This window comes from Shimazuella kribbensis DSM 45090 (assembly GCF_000428065.1).
Lineage (GTDB): Bacteria > Bacillota > Bacilli > Thermoactinomycetales > Thermoactinomycetaceae > Shimazuella > Shimazuella kribbensis.
Genome location: NZ_ATZF01000015.1, coordinates 93225 through 116703 on the forward strand (window position 1 = coordinate 93225; position 23479 = coordinate 116703).

The following is a 23479-nucleotide window of genomic DNA, read 5'->3' on the forward strand; positions in this document are numbered from 1 at the left end:
TTTTATTGAAGTTTATCGGATCTACGTTACTTACCAAGACAAAACTGAGAGAATATCTGATCAATCAAATCTTCGGCTACTGCTTCACCAATGACTTCCCCTAACGATTGCCAAGCATTTTTCATATCGATTTCTGCCATATCGAGCGGGATACCTTGTTCCACTCCACTTATGACTTCCGTAATACTAGCCTTCGCTTGTTCCAAGAGCTGTATATGGCGAGCGTTGCTCACATAGGTTTGATCATTTACATCGATGTTACCCGCGAAAAACATATCTTTAATTGCTTCTTCCAACTGATCCAATCCATTCTCTGTTTTTACTGATAGTGGTATCATTTTTTTATTTCCGCTTTTTGCTTGGACTACTTCGTAATCAATCTGTTGCGGAAGATCTGTCTTATTAATAATGATAAGGCTTGGATAAGCTTTGATTTTTTCCAGCAAAAAAAGATCCTCTTTTTGCAGCGATTCTGCATGATTGATCATGAATAGCACTAGATCAGCACTTTGCAACGCCTTTTCGGAACGCTTCACTCCTATTTGTTCCACGATATCCTCTGTTTCTCGAATACCTGCTGTATCTAACAACTTCAAAGGAATACCACGTACATTCACATACTCCTCGATCACATCTCTTGTTGTCCCAGGAATATCCGTTACAATGGCTTTGTTCTCCTGAGTCAATGCATTCATAAGGGAGGACTTCCCTACATTGGGGCGACCAATGATAGCTGTCGCGATACCTTCACGCAAAATCTTGCCCTGTCGGGCAGTTTGAAGCAGACGTTCGAGATCTGTTTGCATCGATTTACAACGTTCTACTACAAATTGGCCTGTCAATACATCTGCATCATACTCTGGATAATCAACATTAACAGCTAGATGCGCTAATGTTTCCACAATCTCGCTCCGCAAACTACGAATATGTGTGGATAACTTTCCTTCCGATTGACGAATTGCCACCTTAGCAGCTTTATCCGTCTTTGCTCGAATAAGATCAATAACTGCTTCTGCTTGCGATAAATCAATTCGACCATTTAAAAAAGCACGTTTGGTAAATTCACCTGGTTCAGCTAAACGCACACCAGTAGAAAGTAGTAACTCAAGTGTTTGCTCCACTGCGATCAAACCGCCATGACAGCTTATTTCCACTACATTTTCTCTTGTGAAGGTCCTTGGTGCCATCATCACCGTTACAAGCACTTCATCTACCTTTTCATTTGTAGAAGGATGAACAATATGCCCATATTGTACGGTATGGGATGTTGCTTCGATCAGTTTGTTTTTTCCTTGATATATATGATCAACAAGAGTTAATGCTTCTTGACCACTAACCCGAATAATGGCTATACTGCTCTCACCCATTGCTGTTGCAATAGCTGCAATTGTATCGTTCTCCATAACATTCACCTCAAATCATACCTAATCTTAACACAATATGGATAGAAAAAAACTCCCGCAAGGGAGTCGGATAGATCTCTGTTATTTTGTTGCACCAGCTGGTTTCTTTAACATTGGTTTCAGTATCAATTGGTACTGTAAAATCGTAAAAATATTACCATACACCCAGTACAATGCCATCGCAGCAGGGAAGTTAAATGCTAAGACAAAAATCATGATAGGGAAAATCCAAATCATTATACGCATTTGAGGGTTATCGCCTGTCCCAGACGCAACAAATTGAATGTATGTAGTAATCGCAGCTAGTAATGGTAGAACATAATAAGGATCAGGATGACCTAACTGCAAGTAGAGAAAAGAAGATTTTGCGATATTCGCATCTCGAACGATTGCTTGGTAAAAAGCAATTAAGATTGGCATTTGAATCAAGATCGGAAAACAACCTGCCATTGGATTTACATTGTGTTCTTGATACAACTTCATAGTCTCTTGTTGCATCTTCTGTGGATCTTTTTTATATTTATCTCGTATTTTCAGCATTTGAGGTTGAATCTTTTGTATTTCTTGCATGCTTTTCTGCTGACGATAGGTTAAAGGAAAAATAACCAGCCTTATGAGAAAAGTTACTACTAAAATAGATAAGCCATAGTTACCGAGCTGTGCTGCGAACCAATCCATTAAATGTGCCAAAGGAATAACAAAATATTTATCCCAGAAACCTGCATGCGCTGGATCTAATTTTGCATATTGTGCATCAGTTGGTGAACAACCACTTAACACAATAACGGCAAATAGGGCGATGAGAGCAAATATAAAATATTTTCGCCGCTTACTCAAAACAAACTCCTCCTTAAGGAATAAAACCAAATCAATCATCTAGGGGACATGATCTATCCCACCAGGATGAAAAGGATGACATTTGCAAATTCGCTTAACTGTATAGTAACCACCGCGCCAAAAACCATGTCGCTCCAATGCCGTTAATCCGTATTGAGAACACGTAGGATAAAAACGACAACTGGGAGGCAATAGCGGTGAAATAAATTTTCGATAAAAGTGAATAAAAAGAATGGCTAGTTTTTTCAACCTCGCTCACTCCTCTTTTTCCCTGTTGGTAGATGGGTGAACACATTGGCTCGTTTCATTACATGACGAAGACTAGATTCCATCTCTTTATAGTCTAAGCCTACTACTGGATTGCGAGCAATGAGAATCAGATCCATTTGTGGGTGAATCTGATCCATCCACTGTCTTACGATCTCTTTAACCAACCTTTTTATTCTATTTCGCACTACGGCCTTACCTACCTTGCGACTAATAGAGATGCCAACCCGTGATACTCCTTTATCTGTACGCTTGAAGGTATATAATACAAATTGGCGATTCGCAACCGATGTTCCTGAACGAAAAACTTTTCGGAAATCGTTGCGTCTCTTTAAGCGAAATGCTCGTTGCAAGATAGGCTCCTCCATTCCCCAGTAAAAAACTTGCTGATAGGCAAGTAGAAAAAAACTTAGACACATTATTATAACTCACATATCTACCAATAAATTAGTATATTGAAAAAAAGACCACAGTTAGTCAGTGGTCCTAGGATTAAGCAGATAACACTTTTCTTCCTTTACGACGACGTGCAGCTAATACTTTACGTCCGTTTTTCGTAGCCATTCTCGCACGGAAACCATGTACATTCTTCCGTCTACGATTACTTGGTTGATAAGTTCTTTTCATTTATATTCACCTTGATACAAAATCCAAGGTTACCCCCCTTCTCTTCCATAAGTAGTCGAATTTGTCGACAATCCTCCATATTATAGCTATCTAAAGGGCCTAGTGTCAAGAAAATAGGAGATAGATATCCTTATCTAGTGATTTCATGAGATAATTATGTATTTTCTATACTGTTCTTTCTCACGTAATTCAAAAGAAAGGAAAGGTATGCTGGAAATTCCCATGTTTATTATTCCCAATAAACCAATTCATGTTGTTTCCTTTCCATAAAAATAATTTCCTTTCTCACATAATAAATTTCTATCTTCTTAGATTTATATGGATTTAATGATGTTATCCACCGATTTTCCACAGCTTATCAACAGGTTATAAACAACTTATCCACAAGTTATCCACAGAAAAAAACGAAAAGTCTTTAGAAATAACTAACATCCTGTTAAAAAATACTGCTCACAAGAGATAACCATTGTCTTGGATATATTTATAATCATGATTTGCTTAATTTTATTGTTTATAATAGAAATAAATAGGTTTTTGACACTTAATTCTATACGTGTTGTTATCTAAGGTTTTTTATAGGTTATCCACTACTTTTCAACAGCTTATCAACAGGTTATAAACAACTTATCCACAAGTTATCCACAGAAATCAGAGGGAGTATCCTATTTTTCGTCGAATTTGTGAAATTCAGAGCGCATGTGGACAACTTTTTTTGTTTTTTTCCACAACTTATCCACTGATTATACACAGAATTACAGCCTGTGGATAAGTAGTTATCCACAGGCTGTGGGTAAGTGGATAAGTATACAAAAGTCCTTGTCATATCTAGTCTATTTTGATATTCTTATTTTGTTTTCTTCGTGGATAAGTTTTTAATATATCACAGTTGTCCACAGATTGTGGATAAGTATAGTTGTTCATAACTGCTATCACATACTATAAAGTTATCCACAGATTGTGGATAATGTGTATAACTCTGTGGAGTACTTAAAATTTACCTATCCTTATTGTGGATAACTTACTATGACATGGAAAGAAAGGAGGATACTTCTTATGTATTCTGCTGATGAACTATGGCTTCATGCCTTAAAATCTGCTTGCTCCGACGAATCGGCAGATGTGGAACAACTACTGATTCAAACCAAAGTCGTAGAGAGTCGACCTAATTTCTTACTTATCGCTGTACCTGATTTTTTTACAAGGGATTGGCTTGTCCACCGTGCAAAAAATAAGATATTAATTGCTCTCAAAGAGATTTCAGGGATCTCCATGGAAGTTGACTTCATCTTGCACTCTTTGGATGAAACAGATGTCGGAAAAAAGGTGGAGGCGACTGAGGATTCTAACTCTAACGAAGTAACACTGCCAGAAGTGCCATCATTGATAGAAGAGGCTCCTTCTTCTTCTCTACTAAATCCCAAATACACTTTCCAAACATTTGTTATTGGGCCTGGTAATCGATTTGCTCACGCAGCATCTTTAGCAGTAGCAGCTCAACCAGCTAATACATACAATCCACTGTTTATATACGGAGGTGTAGGGTTAGGGAAAACACATCTGATGCATGCTATTGGACATTATGTAAAGGAACAAAATCCCGAAAGCCGAATTTGTTATATTTCTTCTGAGAAATTCACCAATGAATTTATTAATGGCATTGTAAGTGGAAATGTAGAGCCTTTCCGCAACCGATATCGATCCATGGATGTGCTATTGATTGACGATATTCAGTTCCTTGCCAAAAAAGAAGGTACACAAGAAGAATTTTTCCACACCTTCAACACGCTTCATGAAGCTCACAAACAAATTATTATCTCAAGTGATCGTCCACCAAAAGAAATACCATTCTTAGAAGATCGACTGAGATCTCGGTTTGAATGGGGACTTATCACCGATGTACAACCTCCGGATTTGGAGACAAGGATTGCAATCCTTCGGAAGAAAGCCATCGCTGATAACTTAGAAGTGACGAATGAAGTTCTTTACTATATTGCAGATCAAGTGGCGAATAATATTCGAGAATTAGAAGGTGCACTCATTCGCGTCGTTGCTTATTCTACGATGCTTAATCAAGCAATAACCATTGATCTGGCTCATGAAGCCTTAAAAAATCTAGTATCACCCAATCAGCCTAAGTTAATTGGCATTCCTGAAATACAGCAAGCTGTTGGCAATTACTATCAACTTCGAGTGGAAGATTTAAAAAGCAAAAAACGCACCAAAACGATCGCTTACCCTAGACAAATCGCCATGTATCTCTCGCGTGAATTAACAGACAGCTCCCTACCAAAAATAGGAGAAGATTTTGGTGGTCGAGATCATACTACAGTCATTCATGCCCATGAAAAAATAAGTCGACTGTTAAGTCATGATCGAGAGCTAGAGCAAGTGATCTTGGAACTAAAAAATCGTCTCAGTCGTAACAGTTAATCACAGGCCGATGTGGATACTGTGGACAACTCACCCATGCCTATACACAGCTTATCCACAACGTGTATAGGCTTTGTTGCTTATCTCAACCCACTTATCCACAGTATCCACAAGTACTACTACTATTACTACTAATCTTTATTAAAAAATAATTAATTAATTAATAGGATTAGAAAAGAAAAATTGTCGGCCCTAAATTAATTCAACTCGAATAAATCAAACCTATGTGTAAGAGGCATACAAGATCAACTGAATTTATTTTTGTTTTCTCGTAAAACAGGCAAAAAATTAGGTTAAATCCCTCTTTCCAAAAAGTTTAGGAAGATAAACTATTCTCGGTAAAGCGGAAGAATGAAGAAAAAATGTAAAAACATCCTGAAATTAATTACAAAAAAAGGAGGTGAATTCCTGCTACTAATAGAACTAATGTTCCTACGGCAAAAACCAAGCCGAGTTGAATACACCAATTTCATAAAACGAGGTTGTGTATATGTACCGTGGGCTACACGGGAATTTACGCCTGTGGAGTGTTATAGCAAACTGTAGTAGCGGATTTGTGGCAAGGCAGGACACGTAGAAACAGGAAAACTCTGGATATAGGAATATTTTCTATGTTTTCAGTAGCAGGATATCATGAAATTAAGAATCTTACAGAGTGTATTAGTTGAGGCGGTATCACAAGTTACCAAAGCAGTATCAACCAGAACAACTATTCCAATTTTAACGGGGATCAAAGTAACAGCCGAAGAAGATCAATTAATTCTAACAGGCAGCAATTCGGATATGACAATTGAGACAAAAATATCTAAAATAAAAGAAGACAAAGAACAACTGTTTGTGGAAAATACAGGGAGTGTAGTAGTTCCAGGTAAAATTTTTGCAGAAATCGTTCGCAAACTTCCTGGGAATGAGGTAGAGTGGATTGTTGGTGAACGAAATGGAATAACCATTCGTTCGGGAAAAGCGGAGTTTCAATTACATGGATTACCTAGCGAAGAATACCCTTCCCTTCCACAACTGTATGAAGAACAAGTATTCTCTTTGTCGGCAGATTTGCTTCGTACTCTCGTTCGCAAGACAAGTTTTGCTGTAGCTGTCAATGAAGCACGAGGTGTCTTTACAGGAGTATTGTTTCAGTTAGAAGATGGTTTACTCACCTGTGTTGCTACAGATAGCCATCGTTTATCTCGTCAGCGCACACAAGTAGAAAGTTTACCAGATCTACATCTGAAAAATGTTATTATTCCAGGCAAGAGTATGAGTGAATTAGCAAAAACATTTGCAGATGAAACAGAGTTAGTAGATCTAGTAGTTGCAGGAAATCAGTTACTTGCTAGAAATCAATACTTATCTTTTTATACAAGATTATTAGAGGGAAGTTATCCAGATACCAATCGAGTTATTCCCCAAACAGGAGATGTAGAAGTAACCACCAAAACCAAAGAATTGTTACAATCTGTTGAGCGCGCGTCACTTATTAGCCGGGACGGCCGAGATAATGTGATAAAATGGACTGTGAGCGATAACCAAGTGCAAATCACCTCTGCTTCTCAAGAAATAGGAAGTGTAGTAGAAGAGATTAAAGCAGATGTTAAAGGTCCTTCACTCACTATTTCTTTTAATGCTCGTTACATGATAGAGGCACTCCGCACCATTGACAGTGAGGATATTCATATCCAGTTTACTGGATCCATGACACCATTCCTCATTCAACCCACTGACCGAAACGATTCACTTCACTTGATCGTGCCCATTCGAACCCGTTAAACGTAAAGAAAGGAATTCAAATGAAAAAGATCCCTATACATGGTGAATACATGACACTCGGGCAGTTATTAAAAGCAGCAGATGTGATTGCTAGCGGCGGCGAAGCAAAAATCTTTTTGCATTCTTATCAAGTATTAGTAAATGGTGAACCTGATGATCGAAGAGGTCGCAAGCTTTACCCAAAAGACATGGTGGAGATTGAGGGGTTTGGAAAGATACAATTGGTTTAGTGGAGGGATATTCTTTTGCATGTTACATCACTATACCTTCAACATTTTCGCAATATCCCTGAACTAGATCTGAGTTGTCCAGAAGATCTTCACTTGTTTGTAGGAGAAAATGCACAAGGTAAAACAAATCTATTGGAATCCTTATATATGGTCTCTCTAGGGAAATCTCATCGTGCGAGATCTTTACAAGAATGCATTCAATTTGGTGGGCAAACTGCAATGGTCCGGGTTAGAACACAAGGAAAAAAGCAAAAATGTAGATTAGAGTTAAAACTTCTTCCAAGAGGCAGGAAGATCAAGAAAAATGGTTTGGAAGTAGCGAGACTCAGCCAATATATCGGTACCTTACCAGTCGTGTTATTTGCTCCAGAAGATTTACAGCTAGTAAAGGGAGGCCCACAAGTCCGCCGGAAATTTTTGGATGTGGAAATTGGTCAGATTAGTCCTACTTATGTACATCATTTGACAGAGCTAAAAAATTTGTTGAAAGAACGGAATCAACTTTTAAAGAATTTGTCAAAAAATAATACTTTTCCACTTACATTTTTGGAAGTATTAGATGAGCAATTGATTGGATTATCTGTTTCTATCTGGCGAAAGCGCCTTGAATCATTAGAAAGACTACAAAAGTTTGCAGCAGAAATTCACCTTTCGATCACAAAAGGAGAAGAGCATCTTCAGATAGAATATATTCCATCTGTGCCTATTCATGCCCAAATGTCTGATCAAGAAATGCAGCAGGTGATGTTACAGGCACTTGAAAAAGTAAGAAAAAAAGAGATGATACTAGGAAACACCTTGCTAGGACCTCATCGAGATGATTTTTCTCTCCAACATAACAATTTGGATTATCATACATTTGGTTCACAAGGGCAGCAACGCACGGCTGCCCTCTCCCTAAAATTAGCTGAATTGCAACTGGTTAAAGAAACCACAGGTGACTTTCCAGTGCTATTATTGGATGATGTGCTCTCTGAATTAGACGATTCACGAAAGACACATCTTCTCGAAACAATCCGTGGTCGTGTACAAACATTTGTTACTGCCACTGGACTAGAAGGTATAGATTTACAAACTCAAAAACAAGCAGTTGTGTACCATGTTAAAAATGGTCATGTTACTCGCGCATGATGAGGTGATGATATTTTGTTTATTCACCTTGGTGGAAACCAGATGATAAGATTGAGTGATGTAGTTGCAATAGTTGATGCGGTTGGTGCAGTAAAGTCTTCATCCAGTATTCATTTTCCTTCTTTTGACGGAGAAGTAAAATCGTTTATTATTACCACAGACCACATTTATACATCACCAATCTCTTCCAACACCCTATTAAAACGTTCTCAATCAGGATTAAAGGTGGTGAGTATGTTATGACAACTGGATATGATGAATCGCAGATTCAGGTTCTAGAAGGATTAGAACCTGTTAGAAAGAGACCAGGGATGTATATCGGATCTACTTCGAGTAGAGGCTTACATCACCTCGTATGGGAAGTAGTAGATAATAGTATCGATGAAGCATTAGCTGGGCGTTGTGATACGATTGATATAACAATTAACCCTGGTAATAGCATTACGGTTGTGGATAATGGAAGTGGAATACCTGTAGGAATTCAACCAAAGGTTGGACGTCCAGCAGTGGAAGTAGTAATGACTGTATTACATGCTGGGGGAAAATTTGATGGTGAAGGTTACCAATTTTCTGGAGGTTTGCATGGTGTAGGTGTATCTGTTGTTAATGCATTATCTAGCGAGCTAGAAGTCATCGTCAAACGAGATGGTAAAATTCATCGTCAAACATATTCTCAAGGCGTTCCACAGATGGATTTAGAAGTTATCGGTACAACAAAAGAAACAGGTACTACGATTACATTCCAACCAGATCCAGAAATTTTTACAGAGACAACCGAATATGAATACGATATTTTGCGTAATCGACTGCGTGAACTAGCTTTTCTCAATCGTGGAGTGACCATTGTACTTTCTGATAAACGTGGAGAAGAAGCGAAAGAAGAATCTTTCCAGTTTGAAGGTGGCATCTCCTCATTTGTAGAGTATCTCAACCGTAATCGGGAAGCATTGCATGAACCTCCGATTTATATCGAAGGTGAACGAGAGAATATTCAAGTACAGGTTGCGATGCAATACAATGACTCCTATTCATCTAACCTTTATAGTTATGCCAACAATATTCATACTCATGAAGGCGGTACGCACGAATCTGGTTTCAAAGCAGGCCTTACCCGAGTGATCAATGATTACGGACGTCGAAACAATTTGTTGAAAGATAACGAAAGCAATTTGACAGGAGACGACGTTCGTGAAGGACTAACTGCTATTATCAGTGTCAAAATTCCTGATCCGCAGTTTGAAGGTCAAACGAAAACCAAATTGGGAAATAGCGAGGCGCGTTCCGCTACAGAACAATTGTTTGTAGATCATTTTCAAGCGTTTCTCGATGAAAATCCAGCTGTTGGCAAAAAAATTATCAATAAATCCGTAACTGCTGCTCGAGCTAGAGAAGCAGCCCGTAAAGCCCGTGAGCTAACGAGACGTAAAAATGCGTTAGAAGTTAGTTCATTGCCCGGGAAATTAGCAGACTGCACATCAAAGGATGCTTCGATTAGCGAATTGTACCTTGTTGAGGGTGACTCTGCTGGTGGTACGGCTAAACAAGGCCGTGATCGAATGTTCCAAGCAATTCTTCCTTTACGCGGAAAGGTCCTTAATGTGGAAAAAGCAAGGTTGGATAAAGCATTGTCCAACGAAGAGATACGTACCATCATCACAGCCCTGGGAACAGGAATAGCAGATGATCTACAGATCGAGAAAGCACGCTACCACAAAGTGATCATCATGACCGATGCTGATGTAGATGGAGCGCACATCCGTACCCTGCTGTTGACCTTTTTCTTCCGGTATATGCGAAAACTCATCGAAGAGGGATATATATATATTGCACAGCCACCGCTGTACAAGATTTCCCAAGGGAAAGTTATTCGATACGCTTATTCCGATGCAATGAAAGGGCAAGTAGTGAAAGAGTTAGAAGGCAAAGGAAAAATTGAAATCCAGCGTTACAAAGGTTTGGGTGAGATGAATGCTACCCAACTTTGGGAAACTACGATGGATCCAGACAGCAGAACACTTCGCCAAGTTTCTTTTCAAGATGTAATGGATGCGGACCAAGTGTTTGAAATGTTGATGGGAGATCGAGTTGAACCTAGACGTGACTTTATTCAAGAATATGCAAATCAAGCAACACTTGATGTGTAAAACGTAATCGGAAATCAATCATGTCCGTTAGTTGGAGTTGATGAAACGGATGGCAAATATAGATCGTGTAGAAGAAATAAATATTAGCCAAGAGATGAAGTCTTCTTTTCTTGACTATGCAATGAGTGTTATTGTTAGCCGTGCCTTACCGGATGTTCGTGATGGACTCAAACCAGTACATCGACGCATCTTATATACTATGTATGAGCTGGGCATGACTCCGGATAAGCAGTATAAAAAATCATCGAGGGTAGTTGGTAACGTAACTGCCCAATACCATCCTCACGGTGATGTAGCCGTATATGAAGCGATGGTTCGTATGGCACAAGATTTTTCTTACCGCTATATGTTAGTCGATGGACATGGTAACTTCGGGTCTGTGGATGGTGATCCTCCAGCAGCAATGCGTTACACGGAAGCTAAAATGGCTCCCATCACGCTGGAATTGCTAAGAGAAATCCAAAAAGATACCATCGATTTTGGTCCAAACTATGATGGACAACAGTTAGAGCCTCTTGTATTACCTGCTCGTTTCCCTAATTTATTAGTTAACGGAGCATCAGGAATAGCTGTAGGGATGGCAACGAATATCCCGCCACATAACTTGCGTGAAATTATCGATGGATTATTGCTGATCATTGATCAACCAGAAACAACTGTTGAGGACTTGTTACCAATCGTGAAAGGTCCAGATTTCCCAACAGGTGGCATAATTTTAGGTTATGAAGGAATTCGCAAAGCGTTTCGTACAGGCAGAGGAAGCGTTCAAATCCGTGCGAAAACCCGAATAGAGGAAGCCCAAAATGGCAAGATGCGAATCATAGTAGAAGAGCTTCCTTACCAAGTGAATAAGGCCAAATTAGTAGAAAAGATTGCAGATTTGGTTCGAGATAAGAAAATCGATGGAATTACGGATTTACGTGATGAATCAGACCGAAATGGGATGCGTGTCGTCATTGAACTTCGTAGAGATGTGAATCCTCGAATTATCTTAAACAACTTGTACAAACATACAACGCTGCAGACAAGCTTTGGCGTAAATACGTTGGCACTTGTCAATGGACAACCTCGTGTACTCAATCTGCATCAAGCTCTTGTACACTACTTGGATCACCAGATCGAAGTTATTCGTCGTAGAACCCAATTTGATCTCAACAAAGCAGAAGAACGCGCTCATATACTAGAAGGTTATCGTATTGCGCTTGACCAAATTGATAAAGTTATTGCATTGATCCGGGCTTCTGCTACGACTGGGGAAGCACGAACTGGCTTGATGGAGCAGTTTGGTTTGAGTGAAAAGCAGGCACAAGCGATTTTGGATATGCGTTTGCAGCGTTTGACTGGATTAGAACGGGATAAAATTGAAAGTGAATACCAAGAATTGCAGATTACCATTGCAGAATTACGGGCTATTCTAGCCGATGAAGCGAAGATTCGTGCGGTTGTACGCAATGAATTGGTAGAAGTAAAAGAACGGTTTGGCGATGAGAGAAGAACTTCCATCATGATAAATGTGGATAGTATTGTAGATGAAGACTTGATTCCAGAGGAAGAAGTGGCTATTCTCCTCACCCATAAAGGATATGTGAAACGTATGCCGCTTTCCACTTACCGTGCACAACGCAGAGGTGGAAAAGGTGTTACAGGAATGGGCACACGAGATGATGATTTCATCCAAACCTTGTTTGTCACCAGTTCACATAATCATATCTTGTTCTTCTCGAACAAAGGGAAAGTATATCGTTTAAAAGGTTATGAGATTCCGGAGCTTGGACGAACAGCCAAAGGCACACCTATTATTAATCTGATCCAAATCGAGCAAAATGAACGAATTCAAGCAGTGATTCCTGTCAAACAATTTACGGACGACTTTAATCTTTTCTTTGCAACGTCGGCTGGTGTAGTGAAAAAGACGAAGCTATCTGATTTTGAAAACATCCGTAAAAATGGGCTTTTTGCTATCAACTTGCGTGAAGGAGACGAATTGGTTAGTGTTCGTCTTACTGATGGAGAGCAAGAAGTAATAATGGGGACAAGTCTTGGTATGTCCATCCGTTTCCCAGAGTTAGATGTTCGTGAGATGGGGAGATCAGCAACAGGCGTAAAAGGAATAACCCTAGCCGATAATGACTATGTGATTGACATGGATATCGTCATGCCAGGCAAAGACGTCATGATCGTTACGAAAAAGGGTTATGGAAAACGAACGCCAATTGGCGAATACCGTTCTCAGTCTCGAGGCGGTAAAGGGATTAAAACGCTTAATATTACCAAGAAGAATGGCCCGGTTGTCGGTCATGCCATGGTATCAGAAGAAGAAGATCTGATGATTGTTACGCAAGCAGGAGTCGTCATTAGGATGAATATTTCCGGTATATCCACACTCGGACGATACGCACAAGGCGTACGCTTGATCAAGATGGCGAAAAATGAAGAAGTAGCGACTGTAGCTCGTGTTCAGATTACAGATGAAGAAGAGTAAGTCAATCTCCTACCCCAAAGCGGGTAGGGGATTTTATTTTTAGTAAATTCGTACTATAATTGGTTTAGCCAGTAAGGCAACTTAAACTCCTAGTTTTGTGTGAGGATGATCGTGAACCTAGAGGTGAATGATCTGAAAGAGCAGGCGCATTCCTGTGCCGAGAAAGCGAAGAAAACCCGTAATAGAAGAAGGGACTACGAACGGGACAAGTGGCTCGGTTTTTCTGAGCTTGCCACATTCTATACCATCATGGTAGAAGTGGCGAAAAAATCAGTCGAGTTCACTACCGAAGTGGACAAATTGCTTCAGGAGGCATGGGCATACGCTGAAAGTGCAGAGAATCTCCTCAATAGGGATCCATTCTGTTTTGCTTTCGGATATGATGATGCCAAACTCGCAACGATGTCTGCCAGACTGGTGAGAATGGAGCTGTAAGCCTTTTTATAACAGCTCTCCATCATAGGTAACCGTTTTGACCAAAGTTTACCTATGATGGGGTCGAATAGAGAATGGTTTTCCACATAGATCAACACTCAGACCCTAACAACGGTAAGATTAACTGTATAGATTTTTGTTGTACCACCATAGTCTCCTGTCATATTTGACAGGAGACTATTTATTTGATTATTGCATGAAAATATTTTTAAGCTATAATAGTATGGTAATAAGCACGACCCCTTTATCCAAGAGAGGTTATGATGTGGGTATCCACAGTATTCTGCTCAACAACGGAGGCACCACCGGCCGCGACATCGGATGGCCGTAATAGCAGTAGCTGACTAGGGGTATAGCAAACATATTTACTTGAAAAATATTTTTCAGATATTTCCGCATTCAAGAATAGACAAATTTTGCATTACCAAATAAAATAGAGCAGTTGACACTTTCATTTCCAAAGCAAGTGAAAAACGAGAGATGGAAATGTGTGTTGTGCGGTAGATATTACTTGTTGGATTATCAGTTGTTCTTTCTCTGTGTCGCTGTATAATTCCCGCCATACTGGTGGATCATACCGGCTTAGCATACTCAGAGAAAAAAATAAGCCATAGTAGGTCAATATTTCTGGCAGTGGTTCCACCAAAGTATGGGTAGTGTTGATCCAAAGATAGAGTTTCCCTCGTTTACACTTACGAAACCAAGGATGCTGCAATACATCACCCGAACATTTTAGGGTAATATATTGTTCAGTAAGAGAATCCAAAGTGAAAAGGCAAACGTGGTTTTTTTTATTTAAACGATTTACAAAAGCTTCTATTGGGATGCATAATTGATCCAATAGCGCAGTTGGACAAATTATCTTCTCATTTGTGAAAGCTAGTTCCCAGTAATATGTTTTTTGTTTTAATAGGACCGATATTTCTTGTAAGTCAGGAAGAAAGGAACATAACGATCCCAATTTAAATCGTTCTCCAGCTGCGACAGGGTGATGAAATAGCTGACTTAAATAAGGGAAAAATCCATCTTTCTGAACTCGTATTTCATCATGGAAGAAGCGATAGGGCTCTTTTTTTCGTTTCGGACTTGTTAATCCATGTTGTAATACTGCTGTACTTTGAGGGTAACCAGGGTCCAAACAAAGAGCTAATGCTTTTAATAGGCTCATCATACCGTAATAGAGTAAAAGAGATTGAGACCAGTAATCGCTTTTTTCAGCAGTATGAAACAAAGCCATCCCTTGCTTCATATATGATGTAAACGCGTGTACATTTCGGTAAGCAAGTGTTTTGGCTTCCGATTCTGGATATTTTTTTATTAGGAAATCGCGTGCAGTGGATTCATTTTTTAATATTTCATATGCAGAAAAATCCATAATTCCTCCGAAAAAAATGACGTATACGTGACTTATCCACAATTATTCACAAGTTATACACAGATAAACTGTGGATAACCTCAAAAAAATAGTAATTTATTCGACAATAGCGGTTTTCTTGATTCGCTTTTTTTAATTTGATACACTTGCAAAAAACTGGAGACTACATGATAAGGGGCGATACGCCGTGTGGGAAGAGAAGTTTAGCAAAACAGGCCTCACTTTTGATGATGTGCTTTTAATGCCAGCAAGATCAGAAATTTTACCTCGTGATGTTAGTGTTGCCACTCAGTTGACAAAAAAAATTAAATTAAATATTCCACTAATTAGTGCTGGTATGGATACCGTCACGGAATCGTCCTTGGCTATTGCTTTAGCAAGACAAGGCGGCATCGGTGTTATTCATAAAAATATGACTGTAGAAGAACAAGCCGAAGAAGTAGATCGTGTAAAACGTTCGGAAAGTGGTGTAATCACCAATCCATTTTATCTCCATCCTGGAAATCAAGTTCACGATGCAGAGGCGTTGATGGGGAAATACCGGATTTCTGGTGTGCCTATTGTGGACAAGGAAAAGAAATTAGTAGGTATTATCACCAACCGTGATATGCGTTTTATTCACAATTACGGTACCCCTATCTCTGAAGTGATGACCAAAGAAAATTTAGTCACTGCTCCCGTGGGCACCACAATGAAAGAAGCAGAACACATTTTGCAGCTCCACAAAATTGAAAAATTGCCATTGGTAGATGAACAAGGTATTTTAAAAGGGCTCATCACAATCAAAGACATTGAGAAAGCTACCCAGTTTCCAAGCTCAGCAAAAGATTCACAAGGGCGTTTACTCGTAGCGGCAGCTGTCGGCGTTTCCAAAGATACCGAGCAACGAATTGCAGCCTTAGTAGAAGCTGAAGTAGACATGGTTGTCATTGATACAGCACATGGACATTCCAAAGGAGTATTAGAAACCGTAGCAAAAGTGCGCCAGAACTATCCGGATTTAACCATTGTTGCTGGGAATGTTGCTACTGCAGAGGGTACAAGAGATTTAATCGAGGCTGGTGCCAGTATTGTAAAAGTAGGGATTGGGCCTGGCTCCATTTGTACAACCCGTGTCGTTGCTGGGATTGGTGTTCCTCAAATTACAGCAATTTATGATGCCGCAAGTGTAGCTCGTGCATATGGTGTTCCTATCATTGCAGATGGGGGTATACGATTCTCTGGTGATATAGTCAAAGCATTAGCAGCTGGGGCAGATGCAGTGATGCTTGGTGGCCTTTTTGCAGGTACAGAGGAAGCCCCAGGGGAGTCTGAAATTTACCAAGGCCGTCGATTTAAAGTTTACCGTGGTATGGGATCGATTGGTGCGATGCAGGCAGGTAGCAAGGATCGTTATTTCCAAGAAAACGAGCAAAAATTAGTTCCTGAAGGTATTGAAGGCCGTGTTCCTTATAAAGGTCCGATTGGAGATATCGTTTACCAATTAGTGGGTGGCATTCGTTCTGGAATGGGTTACACAGGATCGAAAAATTTGCTTGATTTAAAGGATAATTCTCAGTTTGTTCGTATCACAGCTGCTTCGCTTCGTGAAAGTCATCCTCATGATGTTCAAATAACAAAAGAAGCACCTAATTATCAGTTGGGTGGTTAATCAACTATTCACCATTAAAATGGTGAGCTTGTAACGATCCAGTCATGCAACCGTCTTTCGACTCTAACCTTGAATGGATGTTACATCAGGGCAACGCTGACATTCCTCTACACGAATGAATTGGCGAGTCTCCTGTCGGCAATCTAATGAAATCCAAGCGTCCTTTCACAGGACGCTATTTTTCTTTTTTATTAGCATAATAGGGCTTGTCATAACAGAATCTACATGTGAAAATGAGTAAGATTGAGCTGTGAAGGAGTAAAACAAAATGCGTAAATTGACCGTGTTTTTATTCTGTATTATCAGTCTATTCGTTGTAGCAAAACCCTCTTTTGCTGAAGAACTTCCAGAAATAAATGCGAAATCTTATATTGTAGTAGACACCGTTTCTGGAGAGATACTGGCATCTAAAAATGCGAATGAATCCAGACCACCTGCTAGTATGACGAAGATGATGAGTGCAATTATTATTTTTGACGAGATAAAGCAAGGCAATCTCAAATGGGGAGATGAAGTAACAGTCAGCAATCGTGCAGCTGGTGTAAATGAAGCAGAGATTCGACTTGTGCCTAGTGAAAAACAAACAGTCAAGGAATTGTTCACTGCTCTATTCGTTCAATCAGCAAATGATGCTACTGTTGCATTAGCGGAGCATATAGGTGGTTCGGAAGAAGGATTTGTCGAAAAGATGAATCAAAAGGCTTCTGAAATCGGCTTAACCCAAACCCATTTTCAAAATAGTACTGGACTAAACACAGAATCGTATCCAGATCCCCCCAGTACAAGTAAAGTTGGAGAGCATGAGATGTCTGCATACGATACTTCTATCGTTGCACGCTACTTGCTAAAAAATTACCCAGAAGCTTTAGAATATACGAGTATCCCAACCTATACCTTTCATCCAAACAAACCGAATCAACAAAAAGTTAACAATTGGGATTTAATGCTCCCATCCCTCAAATTTTACTACGAAGGGGTAGATGGTTTAAAAACAGGGCACACCAATGCAGCAGGGTATTGTTTCACAAGTACAGCAAACCGCAATGGGATGCGTGTAGTATCCGTTGTAATGGGTACAAACTCTAAGGAAGCACGTTTTTTGGAAACAAAAAAGTTATTAGACTATACATATGACAATTTCGAATTGGCAACAGCTATTACGAAAGGGAAAGTAATTCCCGGTCATAATCGCTTCACACTTCCTAATGGAGTAGAGCGGACTGTTCCAGTTGCTCCAGATTCCTCTTTGCAACTAGCCCAAAAGAAGCATGACAAGCAGGCTTATACGTATAAAGTGGTGTTAAAAAAAGGGATACAAGCACCTATAGCCAAAGGAACAGTCATTGGAGAGGTATCTATCCTGTATCAAGGAAAATCAATACCTGGAGTATCCTCTGTCCCTCTCGTAACACAACAAGCAGTAGAGCGAGCTGGTGACATACGTTTATTCTTTCGTAAAATGTGGGATGGAGTAAATTCTTGGATAAACTAAGGTTATATTACCTTTCCTTTTGACATTTCATATGACAAAAGCCATTGAATTCTCAGGTCATTTTTCTGTTTCAGACAATGCCTGAGTTAAGGGGAGTGTCATCACCCCATCCCATGCAGTTAGAAATGTACCCACATGGGCAGAACGCCTATCACCAGCGTTCTAGTTCTTTATGACCTCTAATGATTTTACACGGTGGGAGAAGTTCTTTGCCGCCGAAACCCAATACCATTACATTTTCATAGAACAAACCTACTACCAGTAGGACGATCACCGATCATGTGTTCTGATATAAGAAACAATGGCTACATTTGCAACCCTTTTTTTGGAATTTTGAGTACGATCTTTTTCCTTGCGACAAAAAAAGTAGACTTTCGTTATCAAAGTTGTAAATTTACATCTATTCCATTACAATGTTATTGGCTAAAGGACTAAACAATGAAATTGTATTTATACATGATCTAGGAGGATTATAGGATGGCACAAACAGGAACGGACCGTGTAAAACGCGGAATGGCAGAAATGCAAAAAGGCGGCGTCATCATGGACGTTGTAAATGCTGAACAAGCAAAAATTGCAGAAGAGGCTGGTGCAGTTGCTGTAATGGCTCTGGAACGAGTCCCTTCAGATATTCGTGCTGCGGGTGGCGTCGCTAGAATGGCAGATCTCACCATTGTAGAGGAAGTTTTAAAAACAGTATCCATCCCGGTGATGGCTAAAGCACGAATTGGTCATTTTGTTGAGGCGCGTTTATTAGAATCAATGGGTGTAGATTATATTGATGAAAGTGAAGTTTTAACTCCAGCTGATGAAGTCTATCATATTGACAAATCTACGTTCACGGTTCCTTTTGTTTGTGGTGCTCGTAACTTAGGAGAAGCACTTCGACGTGTAGGAGAAGGAGCATCTATGCTTCGTACCAAAGGAGAGCCTGGAACAGGTAATATTGTCGAAGCTGTTCGTCACATGCGCATGATGCAAAGTCAGATTCGTAAAGTAACTGGTATGTCTCGTGATGAATTGATGACCGAAGCGAAAGAGCTAGGAGCACCATTTGAATTGTTATTACAAATCCATGAAACAGGTAAATTACCAGTTGTAAACTTTGCAGCCGGTGGAGTTGCTACCCCTGCAGATGCAGCATTGATGATGCACTTGGGTTCTGATGGCGTATTTGTAGGTTCTGGTATCTTTAAATCCTCCAATCCAGCTAAATTTGCCAAAGCAATTGTACAAGCTACTACACACTTTGAAGATTATGCACTAATAGCTGAGCTGTCCAAAGATTTAGGAAGCCCTATGACTGGGATTGAAATTTCTAAGTTGGCAGCACATGAACGGATGCAAGAGCGTGGCTGGTAAAACGAAAGTAGGCGTTCTGGCACTTCAAGGAGCCGTTCGTGAGCATATGCAGATCATGGAGCAGCTAGGTGTAGAACCAATCGCAGTAAAAACAAAAGAACAGCTTGAGGGAATTAGTGGTTTGATTATACCTGGTGGAGAATCTACTGCTATTGGAAAATTACTAAGACAATATGACCTTCGAGGGCCTATCTTAGATCTGCATGCAGAAGGAAAACCGATAATGGGTACTTGCGCTGGGCTCATTCTAATTGCAAAACACATTCAAGAAAATGATGAGGCCCATTTACCCCTTTTGGATGTAACTGTTCAGCGGAATGCGTTTGGTCGCCAAGTAGATAGTTTTGAGGCAGATTTACCAATTAAAGGTGTAGCGGAAGATTTCCAAGCAGTATTTATTCGCGCTCCATTGATTACTAGAGTAGGAGAAGAAGTAGAAGTTCTTTCCACTGTACGTGATCAAGTAGTAGCTGTGAAGCAAAACAATCTGTTAGGAATATCTTTCCATCCAGAGTTGACAGAGGACACTCGTTTTCATGCTTATTTTTTGCATATGGTGCAAGATAAGATTGAAAAACAACCATAAGATTTTGTATAATGAGCGATAATAAGAAGATGGATTGCAATGAAGAGAAAAGTATCTAGACAATTCTTTGCAGAGAGACGATGGTTGGTGAAAATCGTTAAGAATTGTTTTGAGAATTCCACCTCTGAGCTAATCACGGCAGCGTTCCGTTATCTACGCATCGAGTGGACTGTTTGATTTTTTAGGATGGCAGTCAACAAGGGTGGCAACGCGGAACTTCCGTCCCTTAGGGATGGGGTTCCTATTTTATTTGAGGAGGATTTTCTATGCTAGATATCAAACTGTTGCGCAGTAATTTTGAGGAAGTAAAGGCGAAACTTGCTTCACGCAACGAAGATATCAGTGGACTCGATTCGTTTGAACAAATAGATGGTAGACGGAGAGAAGCAATCACCAAAAGTGAAAAACTTAAAAGTGAACGAAACCAAGTTAGCCAAGAAGTTGCTCGTAAAAAGAAAGCAAAAGAAGACGCAGAGCAATTGATCCTTAATATGCGTCAAGTAGGGGAACAAATCAAAGAATTGGATGAAGAGATTCGTCAGTTAGATGAACAACTTTCGCACATCTTACTTTCCCTACCGAATATCCCTCATGAGTCCACACCAATAGGCACAACAGAGGAAGAAAACATCCCTGTACGACACTGGGGAGATATCCCATCGTTTTCATTTGAGCCAATAGCTCATTGGGATTTAGCACAGAATCTAAAGTTATTAGATTTTGAACGAGCAAGCAAAGTCACAGGTTCACGATTTGTTTTCTACACAGGTTTAGGTGCCCGTCTGGAAAGAGCTTTGATGAATTTTATGTTAGATCTGCATACCTCCGAACATGGTTATCGAGAAATGATTCCTCCTTATATTGTAAATAGTCAAAGCATGACTGGCACTGGCCAACTTCCTAAATTTGCAGAAGATGCGTTTGCCATTTCCAATACAAATGGATACTATTTGATTCCAACTTCAGAAGTATCTGTAACCAATTTTCATCAAGGGGAAATCTTATCTGAGCAAGAATTACCTATTTATTATGCAGCATACAGTGCCTGTTTTCGTTCGGAAGCTGGGTCGGCCGGCCGCGACACAAGAGGATTAATTCGTCAACATCAGTTCAATAAAGTAGAACTTGTGAAATTTGTAAAACCTGAGGATTCTTACAATGAATTAGAAAAACTTGTTGGGAACGCAGAGAAAGTTTTACAACTCTTAGAGTTACCTTATCGTGTTCTCTCCATGTGTACAGGTGACCTTGGGTTTACAGCTGCGAAAAAGTACGATCTAGAAGTATGGCTTCCAAGCTCTAATGCTTACCGCGAAATTTCCTCTTGTAGTAACTTTGAAGACTTTCAAACTAGACGTGCAAATATTCGTTTTCGAAGAAGCGCCAAAGATAAACCTGAATTTATTCATACACTAAATGGTTCAGGATTGGCGATCGGGAGAACCGTAGCAGCTATTTTAGAAAATGGACAACAAGAAGATGGAAGTATACAAATACCAAACGTACTAGTACCTTACATGGGAAAAGAGATTATCAAATAATCCTAAGTTTTAAATTAGGCTTTTGTTCAATAAAAGAACAAAGGCTTTTATTTATTTTTAAAAAATGAATAACAGAACTGATGAACAAACAGTTCATAAATGAAAGAATATGATTTGCAATAAAGGTAGAAATGTAGAAAAATAAATGTACCTTAGTAGAAAAATGTGGTAATATGTATGAAATTGCAATGCTTTCAACTTGAGGAGGAATTCATAGTGAATGAAAAATTTTTAATCGTCATTCAAGCAGGACAACAAGATGTTGGAAGAGCATTTCATGGATTAACATACGGGCAAGAGCTCTATGATGAAGGTTATGAAGTAAAAATATATTTTGATGGCATGGGAACCCAATGGATTAAAGCATTTGATGATCCATCTCATATTTTCCATTCCGTATTTAAAGAAGTACAAAAATTGGGAATTATACAAGGTGCATGTGGATATTGCACAAGTTTCTTTGACATTGAAGAAGAAGTAAACACGGCTGGAGTCTATATCGTAGGCGGAGCGAAAGATGGACATTTTAGCTTTGTAGAACATATAAAAGAAGGATATACTCCTATCATTATGTAAATAGTATTTATTTGCATTATGAATAAAATGACATTTATGGGAATGTAAGCGTAATCTATTTGTGGTATCATCATTCATACTTCGGATGAATTTTCGTTTACAAGCTGACTCCATATAAATAAAGGCTCTATGAATCATTACATTTTGAGTCTAAGAGCATGGGAAATCCGCTGAAATGTAAATAATTCAGCGGATTTTTTCCTATTTATGTGAACAGAATAAATGATCGAGTCCGAACAACAGCTGGAATTCAAATTCAGAGAGTAAACATCACCTGACATTACTCTTGACATTTAATAAAATTGCAGTTAGAATATCTGAGTATGTATTTTGAAGTTCAATTCTTAACAACCAATTGAACTTACGGTTTGTAATCAATAAAATATTGTATTCGTTCCGTTTTTATCATACGGAGAGGTGGTCGAGTGGTTGAAGGCAACGGTCTTGAAAACCGTCGTAGTCGTGAGGCTACCGTGGGTTCGAATCCCACCCTCTCTGCCAATAATCAAAAGGTTACTCAACAATCACGATGAAGTTGAGTAACCTTTTTTGTAATAGTTCTTTTAAAACGAGAAGCATTTTCCAGATGTCCTCTGAGGAATCTTTCATGCTCCTGATGACTGAAGAGATGGAAGGGATTCCATCTCAGCTCTATCAATATTTATCATTTTAGGCGAAAAGACTCCTTCCTCAAGGAGCGAATTGAGTAGGGAGGAGATGAATCGTCCTCTTGCTTGTCTTCTGAAAGTGTTGAAACGTATGTTCTTTTTTTGGTAAAATATTCATAGAAAAGAGGTGAATTCCATGCCGACTATTACAATTAAAATACCTTTGTTTGAGCCTGCAAAAATAAAAATGGTAATGTACGAAACGATGCAACAATGTTTTTCAGAAGCTTGCAACCAAGCCATTCAACTGAAAAAAGAAAATGAAAAGCTAACGAAATCGGATATCGATAAACGATTGGCTCATTTTGAGTTGCCTTCGACNCTTATTCAAGAAGCGAGGAAANTAGCCATTAGTCGTTTTCAGGATTGGAAAAAGAATCAGAAAATCAAAGGTTTCCCGAGTTTCCGAAACAGAATTGCAATTCTGTTTAACAACCAAAATTGGAGATTCCGTTTGGATAACGGATTCTTAAAA

General features: G+C 39.3%; 20 protein-coding genes, 1 tRNA gene and 1 other annotated feature. Of the genes, 15 read left to right on the top strand and 6 right to left on the bottom strand.

The genetic code is table 11. The annotated features are described in order from the left end of the window. Nucleotides 1–26: 26 nt before the first annotated feature. The 5 genes from mnmE to rpmH form a co-directional block, all read right to left on the bottom strand. Nucleotides 27–1403, bottom strand: a complete 1377-nt coding sequence (mnmE, locus tag A3GQ_RS0118135) for a tRNA uridine-5-carboxymethylaminomethyl(34) synthesis GTPase MnmE (RefSeq protein ID WP_028778269.1) — start codon at nt 1401–1403, stop codon at nt 27–29. An 81-nt stretch (nt 1404–1484) separates the two neighbouring features. Beyond that, nucleotides 1485–2240: a membrane protein insertase YidC gene (gene yidC, locus A3GQ_RS0118140; RefSeq protein WP_037465458.1), complete on the bottom strand. Its 756-nt coding sequence runs from the start codon at nt 2238–2240 to the stop codon at nt 1485–1487. A gap of 39 nt (nt 2241–2279) precedes the next feature. Beyond that, nucleotides 2280–2489 (bottom strand): membrane protein insertion efficiency factor YidD, encoded by a 210-nt coding sequence (gene yidD / locus A3GQ_RS0118145; protein WP_028778271.1) that lies wholly within the window; start codon nt 2487–2489, stop codon nt 2280–2282. Further along, nucleotides 2486–2860, bottom strand: a complete 375-nt coding sequence (gene rnpA, locus A3GQ_RS0118150; RefSeq protein ID WP_028778272.1) for a ribonuclease P protein component — start codon at nt 2858–2860, stop codon at nt 2486–2488. Before rnpA ends, yidD begins: the two co-directional genes overlap by 4 nt. Before the next feature lie 139 nt (nt 2861–2999). Next, nucleotides 3000–3134: a 50S ribosomal protein L34 gene (rpmH, locus tag A3GQ_RS0118155; protein WP_028778273.1), complete on the bottom strand. Its 135-nt coding sequence runs from the start codon at nt 3132–3134 to the stop codon at nt 3000–3002. A 1053-nt stretch (nt 3135–4187) separates the two neighbouring features. Here rpmH and dnaA point away from each other — a divergent pair. The 8 genes from dnaA to A3GQ_RS0118200 all read left to right on the top strand — a co-directional run bounded on the left by dnaA (nt 4188) and on the right by A3GQ_RS0118200 (nt 13753). Beyond that, a complete protein-coding gene (dnaA, locus tag A3GQ_RS0118160) occupies nt 4188–5564 on the top strand; it encodes a chromosomal replication initiator protein DnaA (RefSeq protein ID WP_028778274.1) in 1377 nt (458 codons plus the stop codon). Nucleotides 5565–6197: 633 nt separating this feature from the next. After that, a complete protein-coding gene (dnaN, locus tag A3GQ_RS0118170; RefSeq protein ID WP_028778276.1) occupies nt 6198–7331 on the top strand; it encodes a DNA polymerase III subunit beta in 1134 nt (377 codons plus the stop codon). A gap of 20 nt (nt 7332–7351) precedes the next feature. Then, nucleotides 7352–7561 carry a S4 domain-containing protein YaaA gene (gene yaaA, locus A3GQ_RS0118175; protein WP_028778277.1) on the top strand — a complete coding sequence of 70 codons (210 nt, stop codon included), beginning with the start codon at nt 7352–7354 and terminating at the stop codon, nt 7559–7561. 15 nt (nt 7562–7576) lie between these two features. Next, nucleotides 7577–8692 (top strand): DNA replication/repair protein RecF, encoded by a 1116-nt coding sequence (gene recF / locus A3GQ_RS0118180; RefSeq protein ID WP_028778278.1) that lies wholly within the window; start codon nt 7577–7579, stop codon nt 8690–8692. A gap of 15 nt (nt 8693–8707) precedes the next feature. Next, complete coding sequence (gene remB / locus A3GQ_RS0118185) at nt 8708–8935, top strand: extracellular matrix regulator RemB (RefSeq protein ID WP_028778279.1); 228 nt, start codon at nt 8708–8710, stop codon at nt 8933–8935. Beyond that, nucleotides 8932–10836: a DNA topoisomerase (ATP-hydrolyzing) subunit B gene (gyrB, locus tag A3GQ_RS0118190; RefSeq protein ID WP_028778280.1), complete on the top strand. Its 1905-nt coding sequence runs from the start codon at nt 8932–8934 to the stop codon at nt 10834–10836. Before remB ends, gyrB begins: the two co-directional genes overlap by 4 nt. Before the next feature lie 49 nt (nt 10837–10885). Continuing rightward, complete coding sequence (gene gyrA, locus A3GQ_RS0118195) at nt 10886–13318, top strand: DNA gyrase subunit A (protein WP_028778281.1); 2433 nt, start codon at nt 10886–10888, stop codon at nt 13316–13318. Between the two features lie 111 nt (nt 13319–13429). Then, on the top strand, nt 13430–13753 hold the full coding sequence (locus A3GQ_RS0118200; protein WP_028778282.1) for a hypothetical protein: 324 nt from the start codon (nt 13430–13432) through the stop codon (nt 13751–13753). 451 nt (nt 13754–14204) lie between these two features. Here A3GQ_RS0118200 and A3GQ_RS0118205 read toward each other — a convergent pair whose 3' ends face one another. After that, on the bottom strand, nt 14205–15128 hold the full coding sequence (locus tag A3GQ_RS0118205; protein ID WP_028778283.1) for a YaaC family protein: 924 nt from the start codon (nt 15126–15128) through the stop codon (nt 14205–14207). 187 nt (nt 15129–15315) lie between these two features. Between A3GQ_RS0118205 and guaB the strand changes: the two genes are divergently transcribed. The 7 genes from guaB (at nt 15316) to A3GQ_RS0118240 (ending at nt 22837) form a co-directional block, all read left to right on the top strand. Continuing rightward, nucleotides 15316–16779: an IMP dehydrogenase gene (gene guaB, locus A3GQ_RS0118210; RefSeq protein ID WP_028778284.1), complete on the top strand. Its 1464-nt coding sequence runs from the start codon at nt 15316–15318 to the stop codon at nt 16777–16779. A gap of 268 nt (nt 16780–17047) precedes the next feature. After that, complete coding sequence (locus A3GQ_RS0118215) at nt 17048–18271, top strand: D-alanyl-D-alanine carboxypeptidase family protein (protein WP_028778285.1); 1224 nt, start codon at nt 17048–17050, stop codon at nt 18269–18271. 477 nt (nt 18272–18748) lie between these two features. Continuing rightward, nucleotides 18749–19633, top strand: a complete 885-nt coding sequence (pdxS, locus tag A3GQ_RS0118220; protein ID WP_028778286.1) for a pyridoxal 5'-phosphate synthase lyase subunit PdxS — start codon at nt 18749–18751, stop codon at nt 19631–19633. Next, nucleotides 19623–20219 (top strand): pyridoxal 5'-phosphate synthase glutaminase subunit PdxT, encoded by a 597-nt coding sequence (gene pdxT, locus A3GQ_RS0118225; RefSeq protein WP_281170844.1) that lies wholly within the window; start codon nt 19623–19625, stop codon nt 20217–20219. Before pdxS ends, pdxT begins: the two co-directional genes overlap by 11 nt. A 30-nt stretch (nt 20220–20249) precedes the next feature. After that, nucleotides 20250–20449: a binding site (T-box leader), on the top strand. 36 nt (nt 20450–20485) lie between these two features. After that, the gene (gene serS, locus A3GQ_RS0118230) at nt 20486–21760 is read left to right on the top strand and encodes a serine--tRNA ligase (RefSeq protein ID WP_028778288.1); all 1275 of its coding nucleotides are present in this window, start codon (nt 20486–20488) and stop codon (nt 21758–21760) included. Nucleotides 21761–21976: 216 nt separating this feature from the next. Then, nucleotides 21977–22336 (top strand): hypothetical protein, encoded by a 360-nt coding sequence (locus A3GQ_RS0118235; RefSeq protein ID WP_245596811.1) that lies wholly within the window; start codon nt 21977–21979, stop codon nt 22334–22336. 411 nt (nt 22337–22747) lie between these two features. Then, nucleotides 22748–22837, top strand: a tRNA-Ser gene (locus A3GQ_RS0118240). The last annotated feature ends 642 nt before the right edge of the window (nt 22838–23479 follow it).

Bases quoted from the DNA above. Each gene is read 5' to 3' on its own strand.
- mnmE (WP_028778269.1), bottom strand. From the start codon at position 1,403: ATGGAGAACGATACAATTGCAGCTATTGCAACAGCAATGGGTGAGAGC.
- rpmH (WP_028778273.1), bottom strand. From the start codon at position 3,134: ATGAAAAGAACTTATCAACCAAGTAATCGTAGACGGAAGAATGTACAT.
- dnaA (WP_028778274.1), top strand. From the start codon at position 4,188: ATGTATTCTGCTGATGAACTATGGCTTCATGCCTTAAAATCTGCTTGC.
- dnaN (WP_028778276.1), top strand. From the start codon at position 6,198: ATGAAATTAAGAATCTTACAGAGTGTATTAGTTGAGGCGGTATCACAA.
- yaaA (WP_028778277.1), top strand. From the start codon at position 7,352: ATGAAAAAGATCCCTATACATGGTGAATACATGACACTCGGGCAGTTA.
- gyrB (WP_028778280.1), top strand. From the start codon at position 8,932: ATGACAACTGGATATGATGAATCGCAGATTCAGGTTCTAGAAGGATTA.
- gyrA (WP_028778281.1), top strand. From the start codon at position 10,886: ATGGCAAATATAGATCGTGTAGAAGAAATAAATATTAGCCAAGAGATG.
- A3GQ_RS0118205 (WP_028778283.1), bottom strand. From the start codon at position 15,128: ATGGATTTTTCTGCATATGAAATATTAAAAAATGAATCCACTGCACGC.
- A3GQ_RS0118215 (WP_028778285.1), top strand. From the start codon at position 17,048: ATGCGTAAATTGACCGTGTTTTTATTCTGTATTATCAGTCTATTCGTT.
- pdxS (WP_028778286.1), top strand. From the start codon at position 18,749: ATGGCACAAACAGGAACGGACCGTGTAAAACGCGGAATGGCAGAAATG.
- serS (WP_028778288.1), top strand. From the start codon at position 20,486: ATGCTAGATATCAAACTGTTGCGCAGTAATTTTGAGGAAGTAAAGGCG.